Origin of the sequence: Qipengyuania sp. (assembly GCF_048550555.1) — a bacterium.
GTDB lineage: Bacteria > Pseudomonadota > Alphaproteobacteria > Sphingomonadales > Sphingomonadaceae > Qipengyuania.
In genome coordinates, this window is the sequence record NZ_JBLYYF010000020.1 from 13,544 (window position 1) to 32,139 (window position 18,596).

Consider the following 18,596-nt stretch of genomic DNA (forward strand, 5'->3'; position numbering starts at 1 on the left):
ATGACCGCGCCTACCTATCAGCGAACGTTTACCGCCCGCGCCGAGCACATCGACGAGCTCGGCCACGTCAACAATGCCGTCTGGGTGCAGTGGATCCAGGACATGGCGACCGCGCATTGGGACGCGGTGGCGCGGCCCGAGGATCGCGCGGCCTTCTTCTGGGTAGTGACCCGCCACGAGATCGACTACCGCGGCAATATCGACGAGGGCGAGAGCGTCACCGGCGCAACCTGGATCGAGGGCCCGGCGCGCGGTGCGACCTCGCTCCGCCGCGTCGATTTCCGCAATGCGGCGGGCAAGGTCATCGTCAGCGCGGCGACGACCTGGGCCATGCTTGACCGGGCGTCGGGGAGGCTCGTCCGCGTCCGGCCGGAGGTGCTCGCCCCCTTCGTGTCCTAGGCGGCTGCTGTCTGGCCTTCGGCGGCCTCGGGGACGAACCAGTCGAGCGTGTCGCTGCGGGTCCGGTTCCGGCCGGCGCATTTGGCATCGTAGAGAAGTTGGTCGGCGCGGGTGTAGAGGGTCCAGAAGTCGAGCCCCGGTTCGCCGGCCACGGCCGAGAAATCCAGAACGCCCATGCTCGCCGTGACCGGCCGGTCCAGCCCTTCCATGTCCGACAGCGTTCGCGCGGTAATGGCCCGGCGGCGCGTTTCGGCGCGGGCGCCCGCATCCTGACCGCGCAACATCAGCAGGAATTCCTCGCCGCCAATGCGAAAGGCGAGGAGATTCTCGTCGTCCCCCGCCCGCAGGGCGGCAGCCGCGGACACCAGCACGGCATCGCCGAATGGGTGGCCGTAAAGGTCGTTGATCGGCTTGAAGTGGTCGATATCGAGCACCGCAATGGTGTGGAAGCCGTCCGCAACGAGGTCCGCAAACTGCGCATCCAGCGACCGGCGGTTGCGCAAGCCGGTCAACTCGTCGCGCTCGCTCAGCTTTTCCAGAATGCGCGCATCGTCGATGGCCTGGTCGCGTTCGCGCTTGATCGCAATGAAGCGGTCCGCAACCGCGAGCGCTGTCGCGACGACCTCGAACAGCAAGGCGAAGTTCTGCGGCCAGGTCTCGTCGAACGTATGAAACGCATCGCTGACCACACCGACGAACTGCACGGCGATGATCGAGCAGAAGGGTGCGAAGCCCAGGATGAGGTAGGCCGCCATCCGGCTACCCGCGCGGCGCGCCTGCCACAGGACGGCGAAATAGACACCCAGCATCAGCATGTAGGCGCCGAAATAGACGTGATCGATCCACTCCCCGAACAATTCGGGCAGGAAGGTCGTCAGCGCCCCGTTCAGGAGCGCGAGGAGGGCGATGGAGAAGAGTGCGACACGTTGCCTGCGAGCGATGAATTCGGGTTCGACGAAGTTGCTGGCGAACAGCATGGTTGCCGCGACCATTACGTCGAGGCTCATGTAGGTGATGAATAGCTCGGTCTCGAAACCGATCGGCGTCAGCAGCGGAATGAGACCCGATACGGCTGCGGTCTGCACGAAGGCCATGCTGCAGAACAGCGCGTGCCACAGCGGGAAAGGCTCGCGCAGGGCACGGAAATAGCCCAGATCGAACAGGATCGGTGCGAGCAGCAACCCGCAGATCAGCGCCGCGACAAGATGGACGAAGCCGGAGGTCGGCGGCACCGAAGGCTTGGCGACGAGGTCTGCCCGGGCGAGGGATTCGGGCCAATCTCCGCCGTCGAGCGTGAACAGGACGGCCTCGACCTTACCCGGGAATTCCGGAAATTCGACCATCGAGTGCAGGCTCGAGCGGCCGAGCCAGGTCTCGTCGAAATCGTAGCTTCGGCTTGCCCTGTTCCCGTCGGCGCCGATCAGCGTGACCGTCAGCCGCTCGAATTCATGACGGTCGAACTCCGCATATCGCGCGGCATTGGCATCGATGTCCTTTCCGCGCACGTCGAGCCGGACAAAATGGCGCGGCTGCTTCCAGTCGTAGCTGTCGCCCGCGCAGGTCCACTGGGCCGGTTGCGCGGCAAGGTCGGCATAGCGCAGGGTTCGCGCGCCCGATGTCCAGCAAGTCGAGCCTTTGGCGAAACCCGGACCCTGCTGGGCTGTCGCAGGCACGGCGAAAAGGTTCGCGCACAGCACGAGCAGCAGCGCCCGGAGGGCCTGCGCAAGAATGGCTGGTTCTACCCGTCCCACGCGCTCGCGATAGCGCGACAGACTTAAAGGCCGATTAAGGAATCGCGCGGGGAAGCAACTCGGTCAGACGAGCAGTTCGCTCACCGGACGATAGTCGTAGCCGAGCTCATTCGCGACGGCTTCGTAGGTCACCTGGCCCTTGTGGACATTGAGCCCCTCGGCAAGGTGCGGGTCGGTGGCGAGCGCCGCCTTCCAGCCGAGCCGCGCGATGCGCAGCGCATGCGGCAGGGTGACGTTGTTGAGCGCATAGGTGCTGGTCCGCGCCACCGCGCCGGGCATGTTCGCGACGCAATAGTGGACGACGTCGTCGACCACATAGGTCGGATCGGCATGTGTGGTCGGCTTCGAGGTTTCGAAGCAGCCGCCCTGGTCGATCGCGACGTCGACGAGCACCGCGCCCTTCTGCATGTCCTTGAGCATCTCGCGGCTGACCAGCTTGGGCGCCGCCGCGCCGGGGATGAGCACCGCGCCGATAACCAGATCGGCGGTGGTCACCGCATCGTAGAGATTCGCCGCGTTCGAGAAGCGCGTCGCCGCACGGGCCTCGAAATGCGTGCCGACCTTCTCGAGCACTTCGGGATCGCGGTCGAGAATGGTGACATCGGCGCCGAGGCCGACCGCCATCTGCGCGGCGTTGAAGCCGACCACGCCGCCGCCGATCACCACGACCCTGCCCGGCATCACCCCCGGCACGCCCCCGAGCAGCACGCCGCGTCCGCCATGCGCCTTTTCGAGCGCGGTGGCGCCGGCCTGGACGCTCATGCGCCCGGCGACCTGGCTCATCGGCTTCAGCAGCGGCAGCTGGCCGCGCGGACCGGTGACGGTCTCGTAGGCGATGGCGGTGACGCCGCTGTCGACGAGGTCCCTCGTCTGCTCCGGATCGGGCGCGAGGTGGAGATAGGTGTAGAGAATCTGCCCTTCGCGCAGCTTCTTGCGCTCGACCGCCTGCGGTTCCTTGACCTTCACCACCATTTCGCACTCGGCAAAGATCGGGTCGGGACCGTCGACGATCCGGGCGCCGGCGGCGACATATTGCGCGTCGGTCGCATCAATGCCGCAACCGGCCTGCGTCTCGATCCACACCTCGTGGCCCTGCATGACGAGCTCTTTCGCGCTCTCGGGCGTCAGGCCGACGCGGTATTCGTGGTTCTTGATTTCCTTGGGGCTGCCGATGAGCATGGGGAGGACTCCTTGATCTGCGGCGCCCGTTACAACTGCAACCAATCCGGGGCAAGCCCACGGTCGCCGCGCCGGGCGGCACTGTCGAGGGAGCGAGGCAGCGGCCTACGGCCCTGTTGCGCGGCGAGGGCTAGTTCGGTGCGCTCGCCGAGGTCGACCAGGCGGCGGTAACGGCGCTGCCGCTTCCCGCAATGCGCGTGTCGACCCATCGGCGGTCGTCTCCGAGCGCGGCAGTGAGCGTCTCGACGGCCTTCTCGCTGCCGCTCAGGGTGATGCGCAACCCGGTGCGCTGCGCAGCCCAGCGGATCAGCGCGAGCCGCCGGGTGTTCTCGGCATCGAGACCCTCTTCGCCCACGCTCAGATCGGGCAGGCTCACGAGCGGGGGCCGCAATTCGACCGTCCATCCCGGCGCCGTGCGCTCGAGCCTGCGTTCGAGCTCGCGATAGCCCGCCAGCGCCATGCCCTCGAGCGGCGCGGCGGTGGCCTGCGCGCGGCGATTGTCGCGGTCGAGCAGCACGTCCTGACGGTCGACGCCGGCGATCAGCGCCAGGCTGCGCGCGAGGCTGGCGATCTGCCGTTCGCTCGCTTCGGCCGCTTCGCGGGCCCGCGCCTGCGCCAGTGCTGCCTGTTCGGCGGCGCCGGGATCGGTCCCTACCTGGAACTGGTCGATCGTGACGACGACCGGACGGCCCAGGCGCCGCTGGAGGCGCTTGGCCACCTCGCTGTCGGCATTGGCGCTGAATTCGGGCGTGAACACGCTCGCCGAAACCGCGATCGGTTCGGAATCCCAATTGACGATCGGCTGGTCGACCCGCGCGCGGTCGGAGAAGGCGTCGGCGAGCTCCTGGTTGACGATGCGCTGGCCGTTGGCCTCCCAGGCGATCGTCCTCAGCGAAAATCCCAGCGGCACGGCCATGGCGATGAACACCGCCAGGATCACCAGCGATTGCAGCTTGCCCTTGCGTTTCGTGACATCGGACTCGAAGCCGTAGAGCTTGGCCATGACGGCGGCGGTCAGGCCGATGGTGACGAGATTGGTCACGAACAGGCCCAGCGCCCCGGCGAAGACCGTCCAGTTGAAGGTCGCGAGACCGAAGCCGACCACTGCGAGGGGAGGCATCAGGGCGGTCGCGATGGCGACGCCGACGATGGTGCCCTCGCGCCCGCGAATCACCGCGTAGGAGCCGGCGAGCGCCGAGAACAGCGCCACCAGCAGGTCGAACAGGTTGGGCCGCGTGCGCCCCGCGATTTCCTCGGTCACCGTCTGCAGCGGCGAGAGGAAGACGATCATGGCGCAGAACAGGATCGCGAAGATCGATCCGGCCGCCAGTGCCTTGCCGCAGCGCCGCAGCCAGTCGGCATCGCCGGTGGCGAGCGAGAAGCCGGTGCCGATGATCGGGTTCATGAGCGGCGAGAGCAGCATGGCGCCGATGACCACCGCAGGCGAGGACAGCAGCAGGCCGAGGATGGCGATCCCGGCACTCATCGCGGTCATGAAGACGTAGCGGCTGGTCAGCAGCGATTCGCCGCGCACGCGTTCGATCGTGGCGACATGGTCGAGATCGGCGATCACGCCATCGCGCCACCACATGCGGATTTCGGCGATGGCGCGCAGGATCGTCCACCGGCTGATCGGGCGGCGCTTGGGGTAATCGGTGCCGGGCTTGCCGTCTGCTTCGTCGGACCAGTCGTCGGCGGGTATGTCGGGAGGATTGGCCATCACCGCGCGATCTAGCGGGCAACCTTTCCAAAGTCCCGCCCCTTGTGTGAAACCGTCAGATCGGGTTGCCGTCCTGGTCGCGGAAGATCTCGCGGCGGCCGACATGGTTCGCCGGGCCGACCAGCCCTTCGCTTTCCATCCGCTCGATCCACTTGGCGGCGGTGTTGTAGCCGACGCCCATCTGGCGCTGCAGCCAGCTGCCGCTCGCCTTCTGGTTCTCGACCACGATCTGGCAGGCCTGGCGGTACTTGCGCTCTTCGGGATTGTCGGAGGCGGTGAACTCGTCCTCGAAATTGAAGCCGCCGTCCTCGGGCTCCTCGGTGACCGCGTCGACGTAGTCGGGCTTGCCCTGCGCGCGCCAGTGATCGGCGACGCGTTCGACCTCCTCGTCGCTGACGAAGGGGCCGTGGACGCGGATCATCGCCCCGGTGTTGGGCTTGTAGAGCATGTCGCCCTTGCCCAGCAACTGCTCGGCGCCCTGCTCGCCCAGGATGGTGCGGCTGTCGATCCGGCTGGTGACCTTGAAGCTGATGCGCGTCGGCAGGTTGGCCTTGATGACGCCGGTGATGACGTCGACGCTGGGGCGCTGCGTCGCCATGATCAGGTGGATACCCGCCGCGCGGCTCTTCTGGCTGAGGCGCTGGATCAGCACTTCGATTTCCTTGCCCACGGTGACCATCAGGTCGGCGAGTTCGTCGACGATCAGCACGATAAGCGGCAGCGGTTCGTAATCGAGCTGCTCTTCCTCGTAGAGCTCCTCGCCGGTTTCGGGGTCGAAGCCGGTCTGCACCCGGCGGCCGAGCGGCTTGCCCTTGGCGATGGCGGAGCGGATCTTCTCGTTGAAGCCGGCGATGTTGCGCGAGTTGACGCTCGACATCATGCGATAGCGCTTCTCCATCTCCTCGACCGCCCATTTGAGCGCGCGCACGCTCTTGTGCGGCTCGGTCACCACCGGGCTGAGGAGATGCGGGATGTCGTCGTAGGTCTTGAGTTCGAGCACCTTGGGATCGATCAGGATCAGGCGGCATTCGTCGGGCGTGAAGCGATAGAGCAGCGACAGCAGGATGGCGTTCAAGCCCACCGACTTGCCCGAGCCGGTGGTACCCGCGACGAGCAGATGCGGCATGGCGGCGAGGTCGGCGACGATCGGCTCGCCGGCGATATCCTTGCCGAGGATCATCGGCAGGCTGCCCTTGTGGTCGACGAAGGCCGCCGACTGGGCGAGCTGCTTGTAGCTGACCATCTGGCGGTCGGCATTGGGCAGCTCGATGCCGATTACGGTCCGGCCCGGGATCGGCGAAACGCGCGCGCTGATCGCGCTCATGTTGCGCGCGATGTCCTCGGCCAGGCCGACCACGCGGCTGGCCTTGATGCCGGGCGCGGGTTCGAGTTCGTACATGGTGACCACGGGGCCGGCGCGCACCGCGGTGATCTCGCCCTTGACGTTGAAATCGTCGAGCACGTTTTCGAGCAGGCGCGCGTTGCGTTCCAGCGCCATCTTGTCGAGCTTGGGCGCCGCATTCTCGGGCGCGTCGTCGAGCAGATCGTGGCTCGGAAGCTGGAAGCTCGCGAACATGTCGCGCTGCTTGGGCCTGGACGGCTTCGACTGCGCGGGCAGCGGCGCGGGATCGGCGATCTCGGGCGCGCGGCGCGATTCGCGCGGCGGCGCCGCCTCGGTCGCGGCGTCCTCCTCCCCTTCGTCGAGCAGCCTGGCGCGTTTCTGCTTCTTCGGCACGAGCGGCAGGTCGAGTTCGGGCAGCTGCGCCTTGCGCGCCAGAAAATCGGGCAGGGTCAGGAACTGCGCCCAGTCGATCGCGAAGACGCGGGTGACCAGAGCGATGCCGCCGCCGAGCGCGACCAGCGCCAGCGCGAGCACGATCCAACCCGCGAAATCGCCGCCGAAGCGATCGGCCACCGCCTCGATCCCGAGCCCGCCGAGCTGGCCGAAGAGCCCGCCATAGCCGGCCGGAAGGCTCCCGCTGGTTTCCTCGAAGACCAGCGCCAGCACCGTGCCGAGCAGGACCATCGCCGCGAGCAGCAGCGCGAAGGGCCCCCACCAGCGCCCGGGGGTCTCCTCCTCGTCCTCGTGCTCGACCCCGCTCCACAGCCGCCGCGCGGAAATATACAGCAGCGGCAGCAGCAAGCCCGCGGGGATGCCGAAATAGTTGAGCGCGCGTTCGCCGATCCAGGCGCCGCTCGCCCCCATCCAGTTGCGGATGTCCTCCCCGCTCGCCGCGGTCGAGGAGCTCGGGTCGGTCTGGGTGTAGCTCGCCAGCGCCAGCGCGAGGAAGACGAGCAGCGCGAACAGCAGCCCCGCCCCCGCCATATGCGTGGCGCGGCGGAAGCTGCGGCGGAAGGCCGCGCGCCAATCGGGTGCTGCGCCTGCGCGCGTGGCCATGAAAATTCCCCTGATCCGTTGGATGCACGCAGTATGAGTCCTCGGGGACTCGCGCGTCAAGCGACCTTCGTCGAAGCGAGTCCGTCGATCGCCCCCCAGCGCGGCCAGTCGAGCGCGCGCGCGCGGTCGGCTGTCATCCCGCCGAGCGCGATGACCGGTATCGGCGATTGCTGGGCGAGGACATGGAAGCCGTGCACGCCAAGCGACGCAGCGCCGGGGTGCGAGGCGGTGGGGAAGACGGGCGAAAGAAAGATGCCGTCGGCTCCCGCCGCGATCGCCGCCTGCAGTTCCGCGCCGTCATGCGCGGTGGCGAGGCGCAGTCCCTCGCCGAGGCGCTCGGGAGGGCCGTAATGTCCGTCCGCGCCCCATGGCTCCGAACCCGCCAGGATCACGACATGGCCACAGCTTCGCGCGACGTCGGCCAGCGCGGCAAAGCGTGCCTGCCGCGTCTCGGGATCGAGGTGGTAGTGGCGGAACACGAAGCCCGAGCCCGGCGGCAAGGCACGCAATGCCTCCTCAATCATCGCATCGTTCCGCGCATCGCTGAGCAGCCAGAGCAGGGGAAGGGCCCTTCGACCGGGCTCAGGATGATGGTGGTTTCGCGGCACGTACACGCTATAGCGCGGCGCGATGGAAAAGGCAGAGACTCCGCTTCAGCAGGTGCAGGCGAATATCGCCAGGGCCTGCACAATCGCCCGGCGCAAGGTCGAGGAGGTGACGCTGATCGCGGTCAGCAAGACGCATCCCGCCGAGGCGGTCGAACCGCTCCTCCTCGAAGGGCAACGCCATTTCGGTGAGAACCGCGTGCAGGAAGCGCAGGGCAAATGGCCCGCGCTGCGCGAGGCGCATCCGGCGGTGCAGCTCCACCTGATCGGCCAGTTGCAGTCGAACAAGGCGGAGGACGCGGTGGCGCTGTTCGACATGATCCATTCGCTCGACCGGCCGAGCCTGGTGAAAACGCTCGCCAAGGCGATGGACAAGCTCGACCGGCGGATCCCCTGCTTCGTCCAGGTCGATGTCGGCGAGGAGCCGCAGAAGGGCGGCTGTCCGGTGGCAAAGCTGCCCGCGCTGCTGGAACAGGCTCGTGCGGCCGACATCCCGCTTGCCGGACTGATGTGCATCCCGCCCTTCGAGATCGAACCCGCGCCCTTCTTCGCCTTCCTCGACAAACTCGCCCGCGACCATGGTCTCGACGGACGCAGCATGGGAATGAGCGGCGACTACGAGACCGCGGTCAAGCTGGGCGCGACGCATGTCCGCGTCGGCACCGCGCTGTTCGGCGAGCGCCCTGACCTCAAGTAGCGAAGCGTTAGGGCCGCAAGAACGCCCTCAAGCAGCGAAGCGGTAGGGCAGCAAGAAACCCTACGCGTTTTCGAGCCGGTCCTGTAGCGCATCGCTGGCGGCTTCCATCAGCCGCGCCTCGATCCGGTTCATCCGCTCGCCGGGCTCGAGCTTTCCGCCGGTGAGATCGGTGACGTAGAAGGTGTCCGCAGCGCGCTCGCCGTAATTGGTGACATGCGCCGACTGGACGACGAGGCGGCTCTCGAACAGCACGCGTGCGAGCCGGTTGAGCAGCGCCGGGCGATCACGCGCATTGACCTCGATCACGGTGAACTTGTTCGAGGCCTTGTTGTCGAACAGCACGCGCGGCGCGACGTCGAAGGCGCGCGCGCGGCTGTGTGCCAGCGGGCGCTGGGCGAGGCGCGGCGCGAGGTCGACCCTGTTGGCGAGCGCATCGGCGATCGATTGCTCGAGCCGCGCGAGCTGGCCTTCCTCGGCGAATGGTTCGCCATGCGGGTCCTGGACGAGGAAATTGTCCAGCGCCCAGCCCGCCCGCGTGGTGTGGATCCGGGCATCGATGATATTGCCCCCGGCGAGATGGATGCCGCCGGCGATGCGGTAGAACAGGCCCGGGTGGTCGGCGGCAATCACCGTCACCAGCGTCGCCCCGCGCGCCTCGTAGAACTCGCAGTGGATCGACAGTTCGTGTTCGAGCTCGCGCGCCACGGCGTAGTGGACGAGGTTGAGCGCGATGATGTCGACCGGCTCGGCGATCCAGTAGGCCTCGCCCATGGTCTTGGCGAGATCGTCGACCAGACTGGCCTTGTCACCGAGAATCTCCCTGACCTCGTCCTGCTTGTGCGCCACCTTCTGTTCGCGCCCGTGACGCATGTGGCCGAGCCGCAGCCGCTCGCTCGAGATGTCGTAGAGCTCGCCGAGCAGCTGGCCCTTCCAGCTGTTCCACGTGCCCGGCCCGACCGCGCGGATATCGACCGCAGTGAGAATGGCCAAGTGCCGCAACCGCTCGGCGCTCTGCACCTGGCCGACGAAATCCTCGATCGTTTTGGGATCGGTCAGGTCGCGCTTCTGCGCGGTGTGGCTCATCAGCAGGTGGTTGAGCACCAGCCAAGCGACCATCTCGGTCTCGCTGTCGGAAAGGCCGAAACGCGGGCAAAGCTCTTCCGCCACTTCGGCGCCGAGCACAGAATGGTCGCCACCGCGCCCCTTGGCGATATCGTGCAGCAGCGCTGCGACATAAGCGACCCGCCGCGAATTGACCTTGTGGATCAGCCGCGTCGCGCGCGGATGGTCGTCGGCGAGTTCACCCTTCTCGATCTTGTTGAGCAGACCGATCGCGCGGATGGTGTGCTCGTCCACCGTATAGTGGTGGTACATGTCGAACTGCATCTGCGCGTTGACCTTGCCGAAATCGGGCACGAACTTTCCGAACACGCCCGCCTCGTTCATCCAGCGGAGCACGGTTTCGGGATCGTTGCGCCCGCACAGCAGGTCGAGGAACAGCGCATTGGCGCGGGCATCCTCGCGGATCGCGGCGTCGATCAGCCCGCTGTCGCGATTGGCCTGGCGCATCGTCTCGGGATGGATCTCGAGCTCCTCGGCCTCGGCCAGCTGGAAGATCTCGATCAACCGGACCGGGTCCTTCCGGAACCAGTCGTCGGACGGCGCGGCGATCTTGCCGCCAAACACGCGATAGCCCTTGAGTATCCGCGCCTTCGCCTTCCACCCGGCGAAGAAGCCGCGCCGTGCGGTCTTCGCCTCGAACTGGTCGTCGATATGCGCGAGGAACACGCCGGTGAGCGAGCCGACGCGCTTCGCCTGGAGGAAATAGAACTGCATGAAGCGTTCGACCGCGCTCTTGCCCGGTCGTTCGGCGAAATTCATCCGCTCGGCGATGCGGCGCTGAAGGTCGAAGGTCAGCCGGTCCTCGGCGCGTCCGGTGACCACATGCATGTGGCTGCGCACCGCGAGGAGGAAGTTCTCCGCCCGGCGGAAGCTGCGATATTCCTCCGGCGTGAACAGGCCCACGTCGACGAGTTCGGCGGCAGCGCGCACGCGGTGGATGAACTTGCCGATCCAGTAGAGCGTGTGGAGGTCGCGCAGGCCGCCCTTGCCGTCCTTCACATTGGGCTCGACGACGTAGCGGCTGTCGCCCATCCGCTTGTGGCGGGCATTGCGCTCGGCCAGCTTCTCGCTGACGAACTGGCGCTCGTTGCCGTGCACCACCTCGGCCGTGTATCGCCGCGACCCTTCGTCATAGAGTTCCTGATCGCCCCAGACATAGCGCCCTTCGAGCAGCGCAGTGCGGATGGTGAGGTCGCTCTTCGACAGGCGCATCGCCTCGTCGAGCGTGCGTGTCGAATGGCCGACCTTCAGCCCCAGATCCCACATCAGGTAGAGCATCGCCTCGACCACCTGTTCGCACCACGCGGTCTTCCGGCCGCCGACGAGAAAGGCGATGTCGACGTCCGAATGCGGCGCCATTTCGGCGCGGCCGTACCCGCCCACCGCCATGATCGCGAGCCGTTCGGCCTGCGACCGGTTGGCGTTGGGGTAGAGATGGGTCACCGCGTGGTCGTGGATCACGCGGATCAGCTGGTCGATCAGGAAGGCGAAGCCGCCGGCATTCTCGTGGCCGGCCGAGGGCTTTTCCTCGAGCCGCCGCGCGAGCTCGGCGCGCCCGCTGTCGAGCGCGTCCTTGAGCAGCCCGACGATCTCGGGCCGGGCCTTGTCGCCCCGCTCCCCGACCAGCGCGTCGATCTCGGCGGCCAGCCCGCGGCGGTCGATGATCGCGCGCTGGCGGGGAATGCGGCGGGTACTCAAGCGGCGAGATGCTCCTTGGCATAGGCCGCCTTGACGCTGCGCTTGTCGACCTTCTGCGTACCGAGGCGCGGCAGCTGCTCCTCGCTCTTCCACATCACGGTCGGCACCTTGAAGGCGGCGATGTGCTCGCGCAGGAATTCCTGCAGGTCCGCGACCGTCACGTCCTTGCCTTCATGCGTGTAATAGACCGCCGCGGGGATCTCGCCGAAGCGCTCGTCGGGCAGGCCGAAGACCGAGCATTCGGCCACCGCCGGATGCGCGTAGATCGCTTCCTCGACCTCGATGCAGGAGATGTTCTCGCCGCCGCGGATGATGATGTCCTTCTTGCGGTCGACGATGAACAGGTAATTGTCCTCGTCGAGATAGCCGAGGTCGCCGGTGCGGAAATAGGCCTGGTCCGAATAGGCGGCGCTGGTCGCTTCCTCGTTCTTCCAATAGCCGAGGAAGTTGCACACCGAGCGGATCGAGACCTCGCCGACCTTGCCCTGCGCCATCGGCTGGCCGTCGTCGTCGAGGATCGCCATGTCGACCAGCGGCAGCGAGGGCATGCCGGTGCTGCTGGGCTTGGCGAGGTAGTTCTCGTTGAGGTTGCCCGCGCCCACACCGTTGGTTTCGGTGAGGCCGTAGCCGAGCACGGGGTAGCCGTCCTGGAAGGCGTCCTTGATCTTCTTGACGTGTTCGATCGGGCGCGCCGCGCCGCCGCCGGCGAAGGTCTTGCACTGCGAGAGGTCGTATTTCTCGCGCTCGGGATGGACCGCGATCTCGTAGCTCATCAGCGGCACGCCGACGAAATAGGTGATCTGCTCCTTCTCGAGCAGGCGCAGCGCCTCGGTCGCGTCCCACTTGGGCATCAGCACCAGCTTGCGCCCCAGCGCGAAGCTCTGCAGCAGCAGCGGGACCTCGCCCGTCACGTGGAACAGAGGCACGGCGACAAGCGCGCTCGGCTGGACGGTGGGTGCCTCGTCACGCTCGGTCAGCAACTGGAGGATCATCGCCGTCTGGCAGACGTAGTTCATCGTCCCCGAGACCACGCCGAGATGGTCCGAATAGGCGCCCTTTGGGTGACCGGTGGAGCCCGAGGTGTAGAGGATGGTGGCCAGGTCGTCGGGCCCGATCTCGCCGAGCATCCGCATCGCCGTATCGCCCGCGGCCCAGACCGGTGCGAGCCCTTCGGCGGGCTGGCCGTGATCGAAGGTCACAACCTTGGCCGAATGGTCGATCCCTTCGAGCCGGGCGGCGCGCTGCGGGTCGGCAAGCACCAATTTGCACTCGCACAGCCCGATGCCGTAGGCGAGTTCCTCCCCGGTCCACCAGCCATTGAGCAGCGTCGCGCAGCCGCCGGCCATCAGCACGCCCATATAGGCGATGATCCAGTTGGCCGAATTGCGCGCCGCGATGCCGACGCGGTCGCCCTTCTCGATGCCGTGGGTGGTCGCAAGTCCGTGAGCGACATGGCTCGCGGCATGCCAGATCTCGCCGAAGGTCAGCCGCATCTCGCCATCGACGATGAACAGCTCATCCTTTTTCTCGTTGCAGAAATGCGCGAAATAGTGGGCGAGGCTCGGCGGGGCGTTCTTGAACGCGGGCATGGGGACCCCGCGGCGGGTGACTTCGGTCAGCTCGAACATCTGGCCGGCGGCAGTGACCGCAGCGGTGATGCGATGGATGTCCTTGTCGAGTTGTGTCGGCATGGGTTGTTTCGTGTCCTCTCCAATCGGCGCGCGTCCTCGTGCCCGAGGCTCGCGCATATATTGCGGCTCGACGCAGGCTTTCCCCAAAACCCCTGCTATGCCAAAAGCCGCCCCGATGGGTCGCCGGTCGCGGCCTTGGCAACACCTCTAAGGGGATAAGCACTTGCTGTCACTACTGGCTGCATCGGGCGCGGCGGAACCGATCTACTGGGAGAATCTCGGCCTCAGGCCCTATCTTTTCGAGATCGGCGGTTTCCAGCTGCGCTTCTATTCGCTGGCCTATCTGCTCGGTATCCTGTTCGCCTACTGGCACCTGTCGAAGATGATCAAGGCGTCCGGCGCGCCGATGGCGCAGCGCCATGCCGACGACCTGTTCTTCTATTGCACGCTCGGCGTGATCCTCGGCGGGCGGCTCGGCTATGCCGCCTTCTACAAGCCCGAACTGTTCCAGAGCCTGGCGCTGTTCCGGCTGTGGGAAGGCGGGATGAGCTTTCACGGAGGGGTGATCGGGGTGCTCGTCGCGATCAGCTGGGTCGCCTGGCGCGGCGGGCTGAACTGGCTGCGGGTGAGCGACTATATCGCGGTTAACGTCCCCATCGGCTACATGCTCGGACGGCTGGCGAACTTCGTCAACGGTGAGCTCTATGGACGCCCGGTCGCCAGCGATTTCCCGCTGGCAATGGTCTTCCCGACCGATCCCGACCAGCTGCCGCGCCATCCGAGCCAGCTCTACCAGGCGGGCTTCGAAGGGCTGCTGCTGGGCCTTCTGCTGCTGGCGCTGTTCTGGAAGACCCGCGCACGCTATCGCCCAGGCCTGCTGGTGGCGATCTTCACCATCGGCATGGGACTGGGCCGCTTCCTGATGGAATTCTTCCGCGAACCCGATGCCTATCTCGCCTATGTCGTCACCGAGACCGGCCTCTCGCGCGGGCAGTGGTTGAGCCTGCCGATGATCGCCATCGGCATCGTGGTGCTGGTCTATGCGCTGGTGAAACCGCCGGTCGGCGGAGCGGCCAAGGTCGCGTCGCCTCCGGCATGAGCGAGGGCGGCGAGACCGGGCTCGCGGACAGCTTTCGCCGCCTGATCGCGCAGCACGGACCGATGCCCGTGTCGCGATATATGGGCGAGAGCAACGCGCGCTATTACACCACGCGCGACCCGCTGGGCGCGGCCGGCGATTTCACCACCGCGCCCGAGATCAGCCAGATGTTCGGCGAGATGGCGGGGCTGTGGCTGGCCGATATCTGGGCGCGTGCGGGGCGACCGGGCGAGGCGATCTATGTCGAGCTCGGCCCCGGTCGCGGCACGCTGGCGAAAGATGCCCTGCGGGCGATGGCGAGCCAGGGGCTGCGGCCCGAAGTGCATCTCGTCGAAGGGTCCGAAGCGCTACGCCGGATCCAGGGCGGGGCGCTCGCCGGGGCACGGTTCCACGATACGCTCGATACGCTGCCCGACGACCGGCCGATCCTGCTGCTCGCGAACGAATTCCTCGACGCCTTGCCGGTGCGCCAGCTGGTGATGACCGAGAAGGGCTGGCGCGAGCGCATGGTCGCCCTCGACGACAATGGCGCCTTCGCCTTCGTCGCCGGGCCCAATCCGATGGACGAGGCGGTGCCCGAGGCGCAGCGCGCCGCGACGCCGGGCACGGTGATCGAGACCTGCCCGGCGGCAGCGACGCTGGTCGAGGCGCTCGCCCGCCGGATCGACGTGCAGGGTGGGGCGGCGCTGTTCATCGATTACGGCCACCTTGCCCCGCGCAGCGGCTCGACCCTGCAGGCGGTTCGGGCGCATGAGAAGGTCGATGTCTTCGCCGCGCCGGGTGAGATGGACGTCACCGCGCATGTCGATTTCGCCACGCTCGATGGAATCGCCCAGCGCGAGGGCATGGCCAGCTCGCTGACCACGCAGGGCGCCTGGCTCACTGCGATGGGCATCGGCCTACGCGCGCAGGCACTTGCCAAGGCGGCGCCCGGGCGCGCGGAAGAGCTGGCAGCGTCGCTCGAGCGGCTCGTTCAGCCCGGGGCCATGGGGGAATTGTTCAAATGCATGGCGCTGAGCGCGCGCGATTGGCCGCGCGGGGCCGGCTTTCCCGAAGGGGAGCGGAGGAGATCCGACAGATGAAACGCCTGATTGCCCTGGCCACGCTGACGCTCGCCGCGGTGCCGCTCGCCGCCGCGGAGCCCATCGAGGGCCGCTGGATCAATGCGGAAAAGACCGCTGTGATCCAGATCGGCATCTGCGGATCGAGCACCTGCGGTCGGATTGCGCAATTCCTCGTGCCGCCGCCAAAAGGCGCCGACCAGCGCGACGTCAAGAACAAGGACCGGGCCAAGCGTGATCGCAAGCTGCTGGGCATGGCCATCCTGACCGGTTTCACCGAAGACGGCGACCGGTGGCGAGGCGAGATCTACGATCCCAAGAGCGGCAAGACCTATCGCTCGAACATCCGCCGCAAGAGCGCCAGCCAGCTGGAGGTGGAGGGATGCCTTGGCCCCTTCTGCCGGACGCAGGTCTGGACCCGCGCGCGCTAGGTCACAGCCCCGCGCGCTCCGCCAGCCGGCGGGCGGCCTCGCCGAACGACACCTTGTCCGCCTCGCGGTCGACCGAGAGATTGGCCTCGCGCATCGCGGCGACATCGATCGCGCCGACCAGCGGGCGGAGCGCTGCGAGCAGGCGCTCGTCCTTGCCCGTCTCGGGTGCGAGGAGGATGATGGCGTCGTAATTGGGGAAGGCGCCCTGCGGATCGTCGAGGATCAGCAGGTCGTCAGCCGCGATACGCCCGTCCGACGTATAGGCGCCGATCACGTCGGCCTCGCCCGATTGCAGCGCATTATACATGAAAGTGGGCGAGAAATTGCGCCGCGCCGCGAAGCGCAGGCCATAGGCGTCGCGCACCGCGATCCATTCGGGCCGCTCGAAGAATTCGGGATCACCACCGATCGTCATCCCCCGCGCCTTTGTCGCCAGATCGCCGATGCTGGTCAATCCCTCGGCCTGCGCCCTGGCACGCGGCATCGCGAGACCATAGGCGTTCTCGAAGCCGAGCCTGCCGAGCACATGCGTGCCGCTCGTACGGCTTTCCCAGTCGATGATGTCGGCGAGCATGGCGTCGCGCGAAGGGTTGTCGCTGCGCTCCATCTGGTTGGTCCAGATCGTGCCCGTGTAGTCGACGAGGATATCGATTGCCCCGGTCGATACCGCGCGGTGGGCCACCGCCGATCCCAGCCCGTCGCGATAGCCGACCGCATAGCCCGCATCCTCGAGCCGCTGGCCGATCAGCCGGGCGAGGATGTATTGTTCGGAAAAGCCCTTGGCGCCGATGACGATGCGATCTTCGCTGCGCCCGGCGAACTGGACCGCGAGTGCCGCGAGGATGCCGAGCGCGACCGCGCCGAGCCCGCCGAAAGTCAGCACGCGCCGCCGCGTCTTGAGGCCATGTTCGATCGTGCCCAGCAGTGCATCGGCGATCAGCGCCAGCCCGGCGCTGGCGATGCAGCCGGCAAGCACCAGCACCCAGTTCTGCGTCTGCAGCCCGGCGAAGATCGGATCGCCCAGGCTCGGCTGGCCAATGGTGGTCGACAGCGTCGCCGCGCCGATCGTCCACACCGCCGCGGTGCGGATGCCGGCCATGACATAGGGCGCCGCGAGCGGTGCCTCGACCAGCCGCAACCGCTGCCAGAAGCTCATTCCGACGCCATCGGCCGCCTCGATGACGCCGGGATCGAGGTTGGCCTGCGCGGTCACCGCATTGCGCAGGATCGGGAGCAGCGCATAGAGCGCGAGCGCGAGCAGCGCGGGAAGGAAGCCGAGCGTCGGCAGCCCCTCGCCGAACACCGCGCGCAGGCTCAGCAGGATGGGGAAGAACAGCGCCAGCAGCGCCAGCGCCGGGATCGTCTGGACGAGACTGGCGAAACCGAGCGTGGTGCGCGCGACCGCTTCCGAGCGGCTCGCCCAGATCGCCAGCGGCAGCGCGACCGCGATGCCCAGCGCAATCGCCGAAGCGGATAGCAGGACATGCGCGGCGAGCTTGTCGCCGAGGCCGAGCAGGGTGGTCCAGATGCCGTTCACCGGGCGAGCTCGGCCAGCCGGTCGGCCTGTCCGCGCGGGACCGCCACCAGCGCCTGCGCGATATCGCCGCCGGCCCCGTCGAGCAGCGCATGAGGGGTCTCGTCGGCGACGATCCGGCCCTCGTCCATCACCAGCACGCGTTCGGCCAGCAGCAGCGCCTCGGCCATGTCGTGGGTGACCATCACGGTGGTCAGGCCGAGATCGGCGTGGAGCGCGCGCACGCGTTCGCCGAGCGCGTCGCGCGTGACCGGGTCGAGCGCGCCGAAGGGTTCGTCCATCAGCAGCAATTGCGGCTCGCTCGCCAGCGCGCGCGCGACGCCGACACGCTGGCGCTGGCCGCCGGACAATTCATCGGGCATGCGCGGAGCCATGGCCGGCTCGAGGTCGACCAGTTCGAGCAATTCGGTGATGCGTGCATCCGGCAGGCGCTCGCCGACCAGTCGCGGGCCGATGGCGATGTTCTCGGCCACGCTCATATGCGGGAACAGCCCGATCGACTGGAAGACGTAACCGATCCGGCGCCGCAGCGCGGCGAGCGGCAGGCTCCCGACCTTTTCGCCGTCGAACAGCACGCTGCCGCTGCTCGGCTCGACCAGCCGGTTGACCGTCTTGAGCAGCGTCGACTTGCCCGATCCCGAGGCGCCGACCAGCGCCACGAAGGCGCCGCGATCGATCCCGAGCGACACATTGTCCACGGCCATCGTCGTGCCGTAGTCTTTGTGCAGGTCGCGGAATTCGAGCAGGGCCTGCCGTGCGTCGGTCACGCGGCTTCGTCGTCGGCTTCGGCGGGCGGCTGATATTCCACCCGTTCGAGCTCGATCGTGATCCCGCTGTCGCCCTTGGCGCGCATGGTGTCGCCCGATACCCGGCCCGGCTCCCAGCAGCGTTCGAGACCGTTCTCGTCGTCGGGCTTGAAGCACAGCCGCTTGCCCTCCTCGCCGTCGATGTAGCGCCAGCTGCCCGTCTGCCAGGGGTCGCCGTTGCGCAAGTCGCGATAGCTTCCGTCGGGATCGAGATAGGTGGTGTAGCGCGCGCCGTCCTCGGACAGGGTGCGCCAGGCGGTTGCGGCGAGCGCTTCGGGAGCGGGCGCTTCCGATGGCGTCGGGGTGGCGTTCGCGCTGGCGTCGGTTGCGGTAGGCGGTGTGCCTTCATCCGTCTCTTGCGCACTGCAGGCGGCGAGTGCGAACGGCACGATCGCCGCAGCCAGCCAGCGTCCCGTGATTGCTCTTGCCCGTTGCATGCAAGCGGCAAAGCACAGCCCGCCAAGC

15 protein-coding genes are annotated in these 18,596 nt (G+C 67.4%); 5 read left to right on the forward strand and 10 right to left on the reverse strand.

Translation table 11 applies throughout. From position 1 onward, the window contains the following. A complete protein-coding gene (locus ACN4E0_RS05345) occupies positions 1-399 on the forward strand; it encodes an acyl-CoA thioesterase (RefSeq protein ID WP_419566396.1) in 399 nt (132 codons plus the stop codon). On the opposite strand, the gene ACN4E0_RS05350 is transcribed toward ACN4E0_RS05345, so the two are convergent. From ACN4E0_RS05350 to ACN4E0_RS05370, 5 genes are all read right to left on the reverse strand, one after another. Next, positions 396-2,150: a diguanylate cyclase gene (locus tag ACN4E0_RS05350; protein ID WP_419566398.1), complete on the reverse strand. Its 1,755-nt coding sequence runs from the start codon at positions 2,148-2,150 to the stop codon at positions 396-398. The genes ACN4E0_RS05345 and ACN4E0_RS05350 overlap by 4 nt on opposite strands. A gap of 63 nt (positions 2,151-2,213) precedes the next feature. After that, positions 2,214-3,329, reverse strand: coding sequence for an alanine dehydrogenase (gene ald, locus ACN4E0_RS05355; RefSeq protein ID WP_419566401.1), 1,116 nt, complete (start codon positions 3,327-3,329; stop codon positions 2,214-2,216). Positions 3,330-3,459: 130 nt separating this feature from the next. Continuing rightward, entirely contained in the window at positions 3,460-5,049 is a 1,590-nt protein-coding gene (locus ACN4E0_RS05360; RefSeq protein WP_419566403.1) for a DUF389 domain-containing protein, read from the reverse strand. 55 nt (positions 5,050-5,104) lie between these two features. Next, a complete protein-coding gene (locus tag ACN4E0_RS05365) occupies positions 5,105-7,447 on the reverse strand; it encodes a DNA translocase FtsK 4TM domain-containing protein (RefSeq protein WP_419566405.1) in 2,343 nt (780 codons plus the stop codon). A 56-nt stretch (positions 7,448-7,503) separates the two neighbouring features. Beyond that, a complete protein-coding gene (locus tag ACN4E0_RS05370) occupies positions 7,504-7,971 on the reverse strand; it encodes a thiamine phosphate synthase (RefSeq protein WP_419566407.1) in 468 nt (155 codons plus the stop codon). Between the two features lie 106 nt (positions 7,972-8,077). On the opposite strand from ACN4E0_RS05370, the gene ACN4E0_RS05375 reads away from it, so the two are divergent. Next, a complete protein-coding gene (locus ACN4E0_RS05375; protein ID WP_419566408.1) occupies positions 8,078-8,749 on the forward strand; it encodes a YggS family pyridoxal phosphate-dependent enzyme in 672 nt (223 codons plus the stop codon). Between the two features lie 60 nt (positions 8,750-8,809). Here the strand turns inward: ACN4E0_RS05375 and ACN4E0_RS05380 are convergent, their stop codons facing one another. Both ACN4E0_RS05380 and ACN4E0_RS05385 read right to left on the reverse strand, forming a co-directional pair. After that, positions 8,810-11,569 carry a [protein-PII] uridylyltransferase gene (locus ACN4E0_RS05380; RefSeq protein ID WP_419566410.1) on the reverse strand — a complete coding sequence of 920 codons (2,760 nt, stop codon included), beginning with the start codon at positions 11,567-11,569 and terminating at the stop codon, positions 8,810-8,812. Continuing rightward, a complete protein-coding gene (locus ACN4E0_RS05385; protein WP_419566413.1) occupies positions 11,566-13,260 on the reverse strand; it encodes a class I adenylate-forming enzyme family protein in 1,695 nt (564 codons plus the stop codon). The genes ACN4E0_RS05380 and ACN4E0_RS05385 overlap by 4 nt, the downstream gene beginning before the upstream one ends. A gap of 163 nt (positions 13,261-13,423) precedes the next feature. Here ACN4E0_RS05385 and lgt point away from each other — a divergent pair, with 163 nt between their 5' ends. From lgt to ACN4E0_RS05400, 3 genes are read left to right on the forward strand one after another with little or no spacing between them, the layout of a single operon-like run. Further along, positions 13,424-14,299, forward strand: coding sequence for a prolipoprotein diacylglyceryl transferase (lgt, locus tag ACN4E0_RS05390; protein ID WP_419566415.1), 876 nt, complete (start codon positions 13,424-13,426; stop codon positions 14,297-14,299). Continuing rightward, positions 14,296-15,381 (forward strand): class I SAM-dependent methyltransferase, encoded by a 1,086-nt coding sequence (locus ACN4E0_RS05395; protein WP_419566418.1) that lies wholly within the window; start codon positions 14,296-14,298, stop codon positions 15,379-15,381. Before lgt ends, ACN4E0_RS05395 begins: the two co-directional genes overlap by 4 nt. Beyond that, positions 15,378-15,791: a DUF2147 domain-containing protein gene (locus ACN4E0_RS05400; protein ID WP_419566420.1), complete on the forward strand. Its 414-nt coding sequence runs from the start codon at positions 15,378-15,380 to the stop codon at positions 15,789-15,791. Before ACN4E0_RS05395 ends, ACN4E0_RS05400 begins: the two co-directional genes overlap by 4 nt. Position 15,792: 1 nt before the next feature. On the opposite strand, the gene ACN4E0_RS05405 is transcribed toward ACN4E0_RS05400, so the two are convergent. Genes ACN4E0_RS05405 through ACN4E0_RS05415 form a run of 3 tightly spaced genes read right to left on the reverse strand, consistent with a single transcriptional unit; the run spans position 15,793 to position 18,568 of the window. Further along, positions 15,793-17,328, reverse strand: a complete 1,536-nt coding sequence (locus ACN4E0_RS05405; RefSeq protein WP_419566424.1) for an ABC transporter permease/substrate-binding protein — start codon at positions 17,326-17,328, stop codon at positions 15,793-15,795. Next, a complete protein-coding gene (locus ACN4E0_RS05410) occupies positions 17,325-18,029 on the reverse strand; it encodes an ATP-binding cassette domain-containing protein (protein WP_419566509.1) in 705 nt (234 codons plus the stop codon). The genes ACN4E0_RS05405 and ACN4E0_RS05410 overlap by 4 nt, the downstream gene beginning before the upstream one ends. A gap of 59 nt (positions 18,030-18,088) precedes the next feature. Next, a complete protein-coding gene (locus tag ACN4E0_RS05415) occupies positions 18,089-18,568 on the reverse strand; it encodes a hypothetical protein (protein WP_419566426.1) in 480 nt (159 codons plus the stop codon). Between the last annotated feature and the right edge of the window lie 28 nt (positions 18,569-18,596).

Coding starts and splice junctions, on each gene's coding strand:
- ACN4E0_RS05345 (WP_419566396.1), top strand. CDS start 1: ATGACCGCGCCTACCTATCAGCGAACGTTTACCGCCCGCGCCGAGCAC.
- ald (WP_419566401.1), bottom strand. CDS start 3,329: ATGCTCATCGGCAGCCCCAAGGAAATCAAGAACCACGAATACCGCGTC.
- ACN4E0_RS05360 (WP_419566403.1), bottom strand. CDS start 5,049: ATGGCCAATCCTCCCGACATACCCGCCGACGACTGGTCCGACGAAGCA.
- ACN4E0_RS05365 (WP_419566405.1), bottom strand. CDS start 7,447: ATGGCCACGCGCGCAGGCGCAGCACCCGATTGGCGCGCGGCCTTCCGC.
- ACN4E0_RS05370 (WP_419566407.1), bottom strand. CDS start 7,971: ATGATTGAGGAGGCATTGCGTGCCTTGCCGCCGGGCTCGGGCTTCGTG.
- ACN4E0_RS05375 (WP_419566408.1), top strand. CDS start 8,078: ATGGAAAAGGCAGAGACTCCGCTTCAGCAGGTGCAGGCGAATATCGCC.
- ACN4E0_RS05385 (WP_419566413.1), bottom strand. CDS start 13,260: ATGCCGACACAACTCGACAAGGACATCCATCGCATCACCGCTGCGGTC.
- ACN4E0_RS05395 (WP_419566418.1), top strand. CDS start 14,296: ATGAGCGAGGGCGGCGAGACCGGGCTCGCGGACAGCTTTCGCCGCCTG.
- ACN4E0_RS05400 (WP_419566420.1), top strand. CDS start 15,378: ATGAAACGCCTGATTGCCCTGGCCACGCTGACGCTCGCCGCGGTGCCG.
- ACN4E0_RS05410 (WP_419566509.1), bottom strand. CDS start 18,029: ATGGCCGTGGACAATGTGTCGCTCGGGATCGATCGCGGCGCCTTCGTG.
- ACN4E0_RS05415 (WP_419566426.1), bottom strand. CDS start 18,568: ATGCAACGGGCAAGAGCAATCACGGGACGCTGGCTGGCTGCGGCGATC.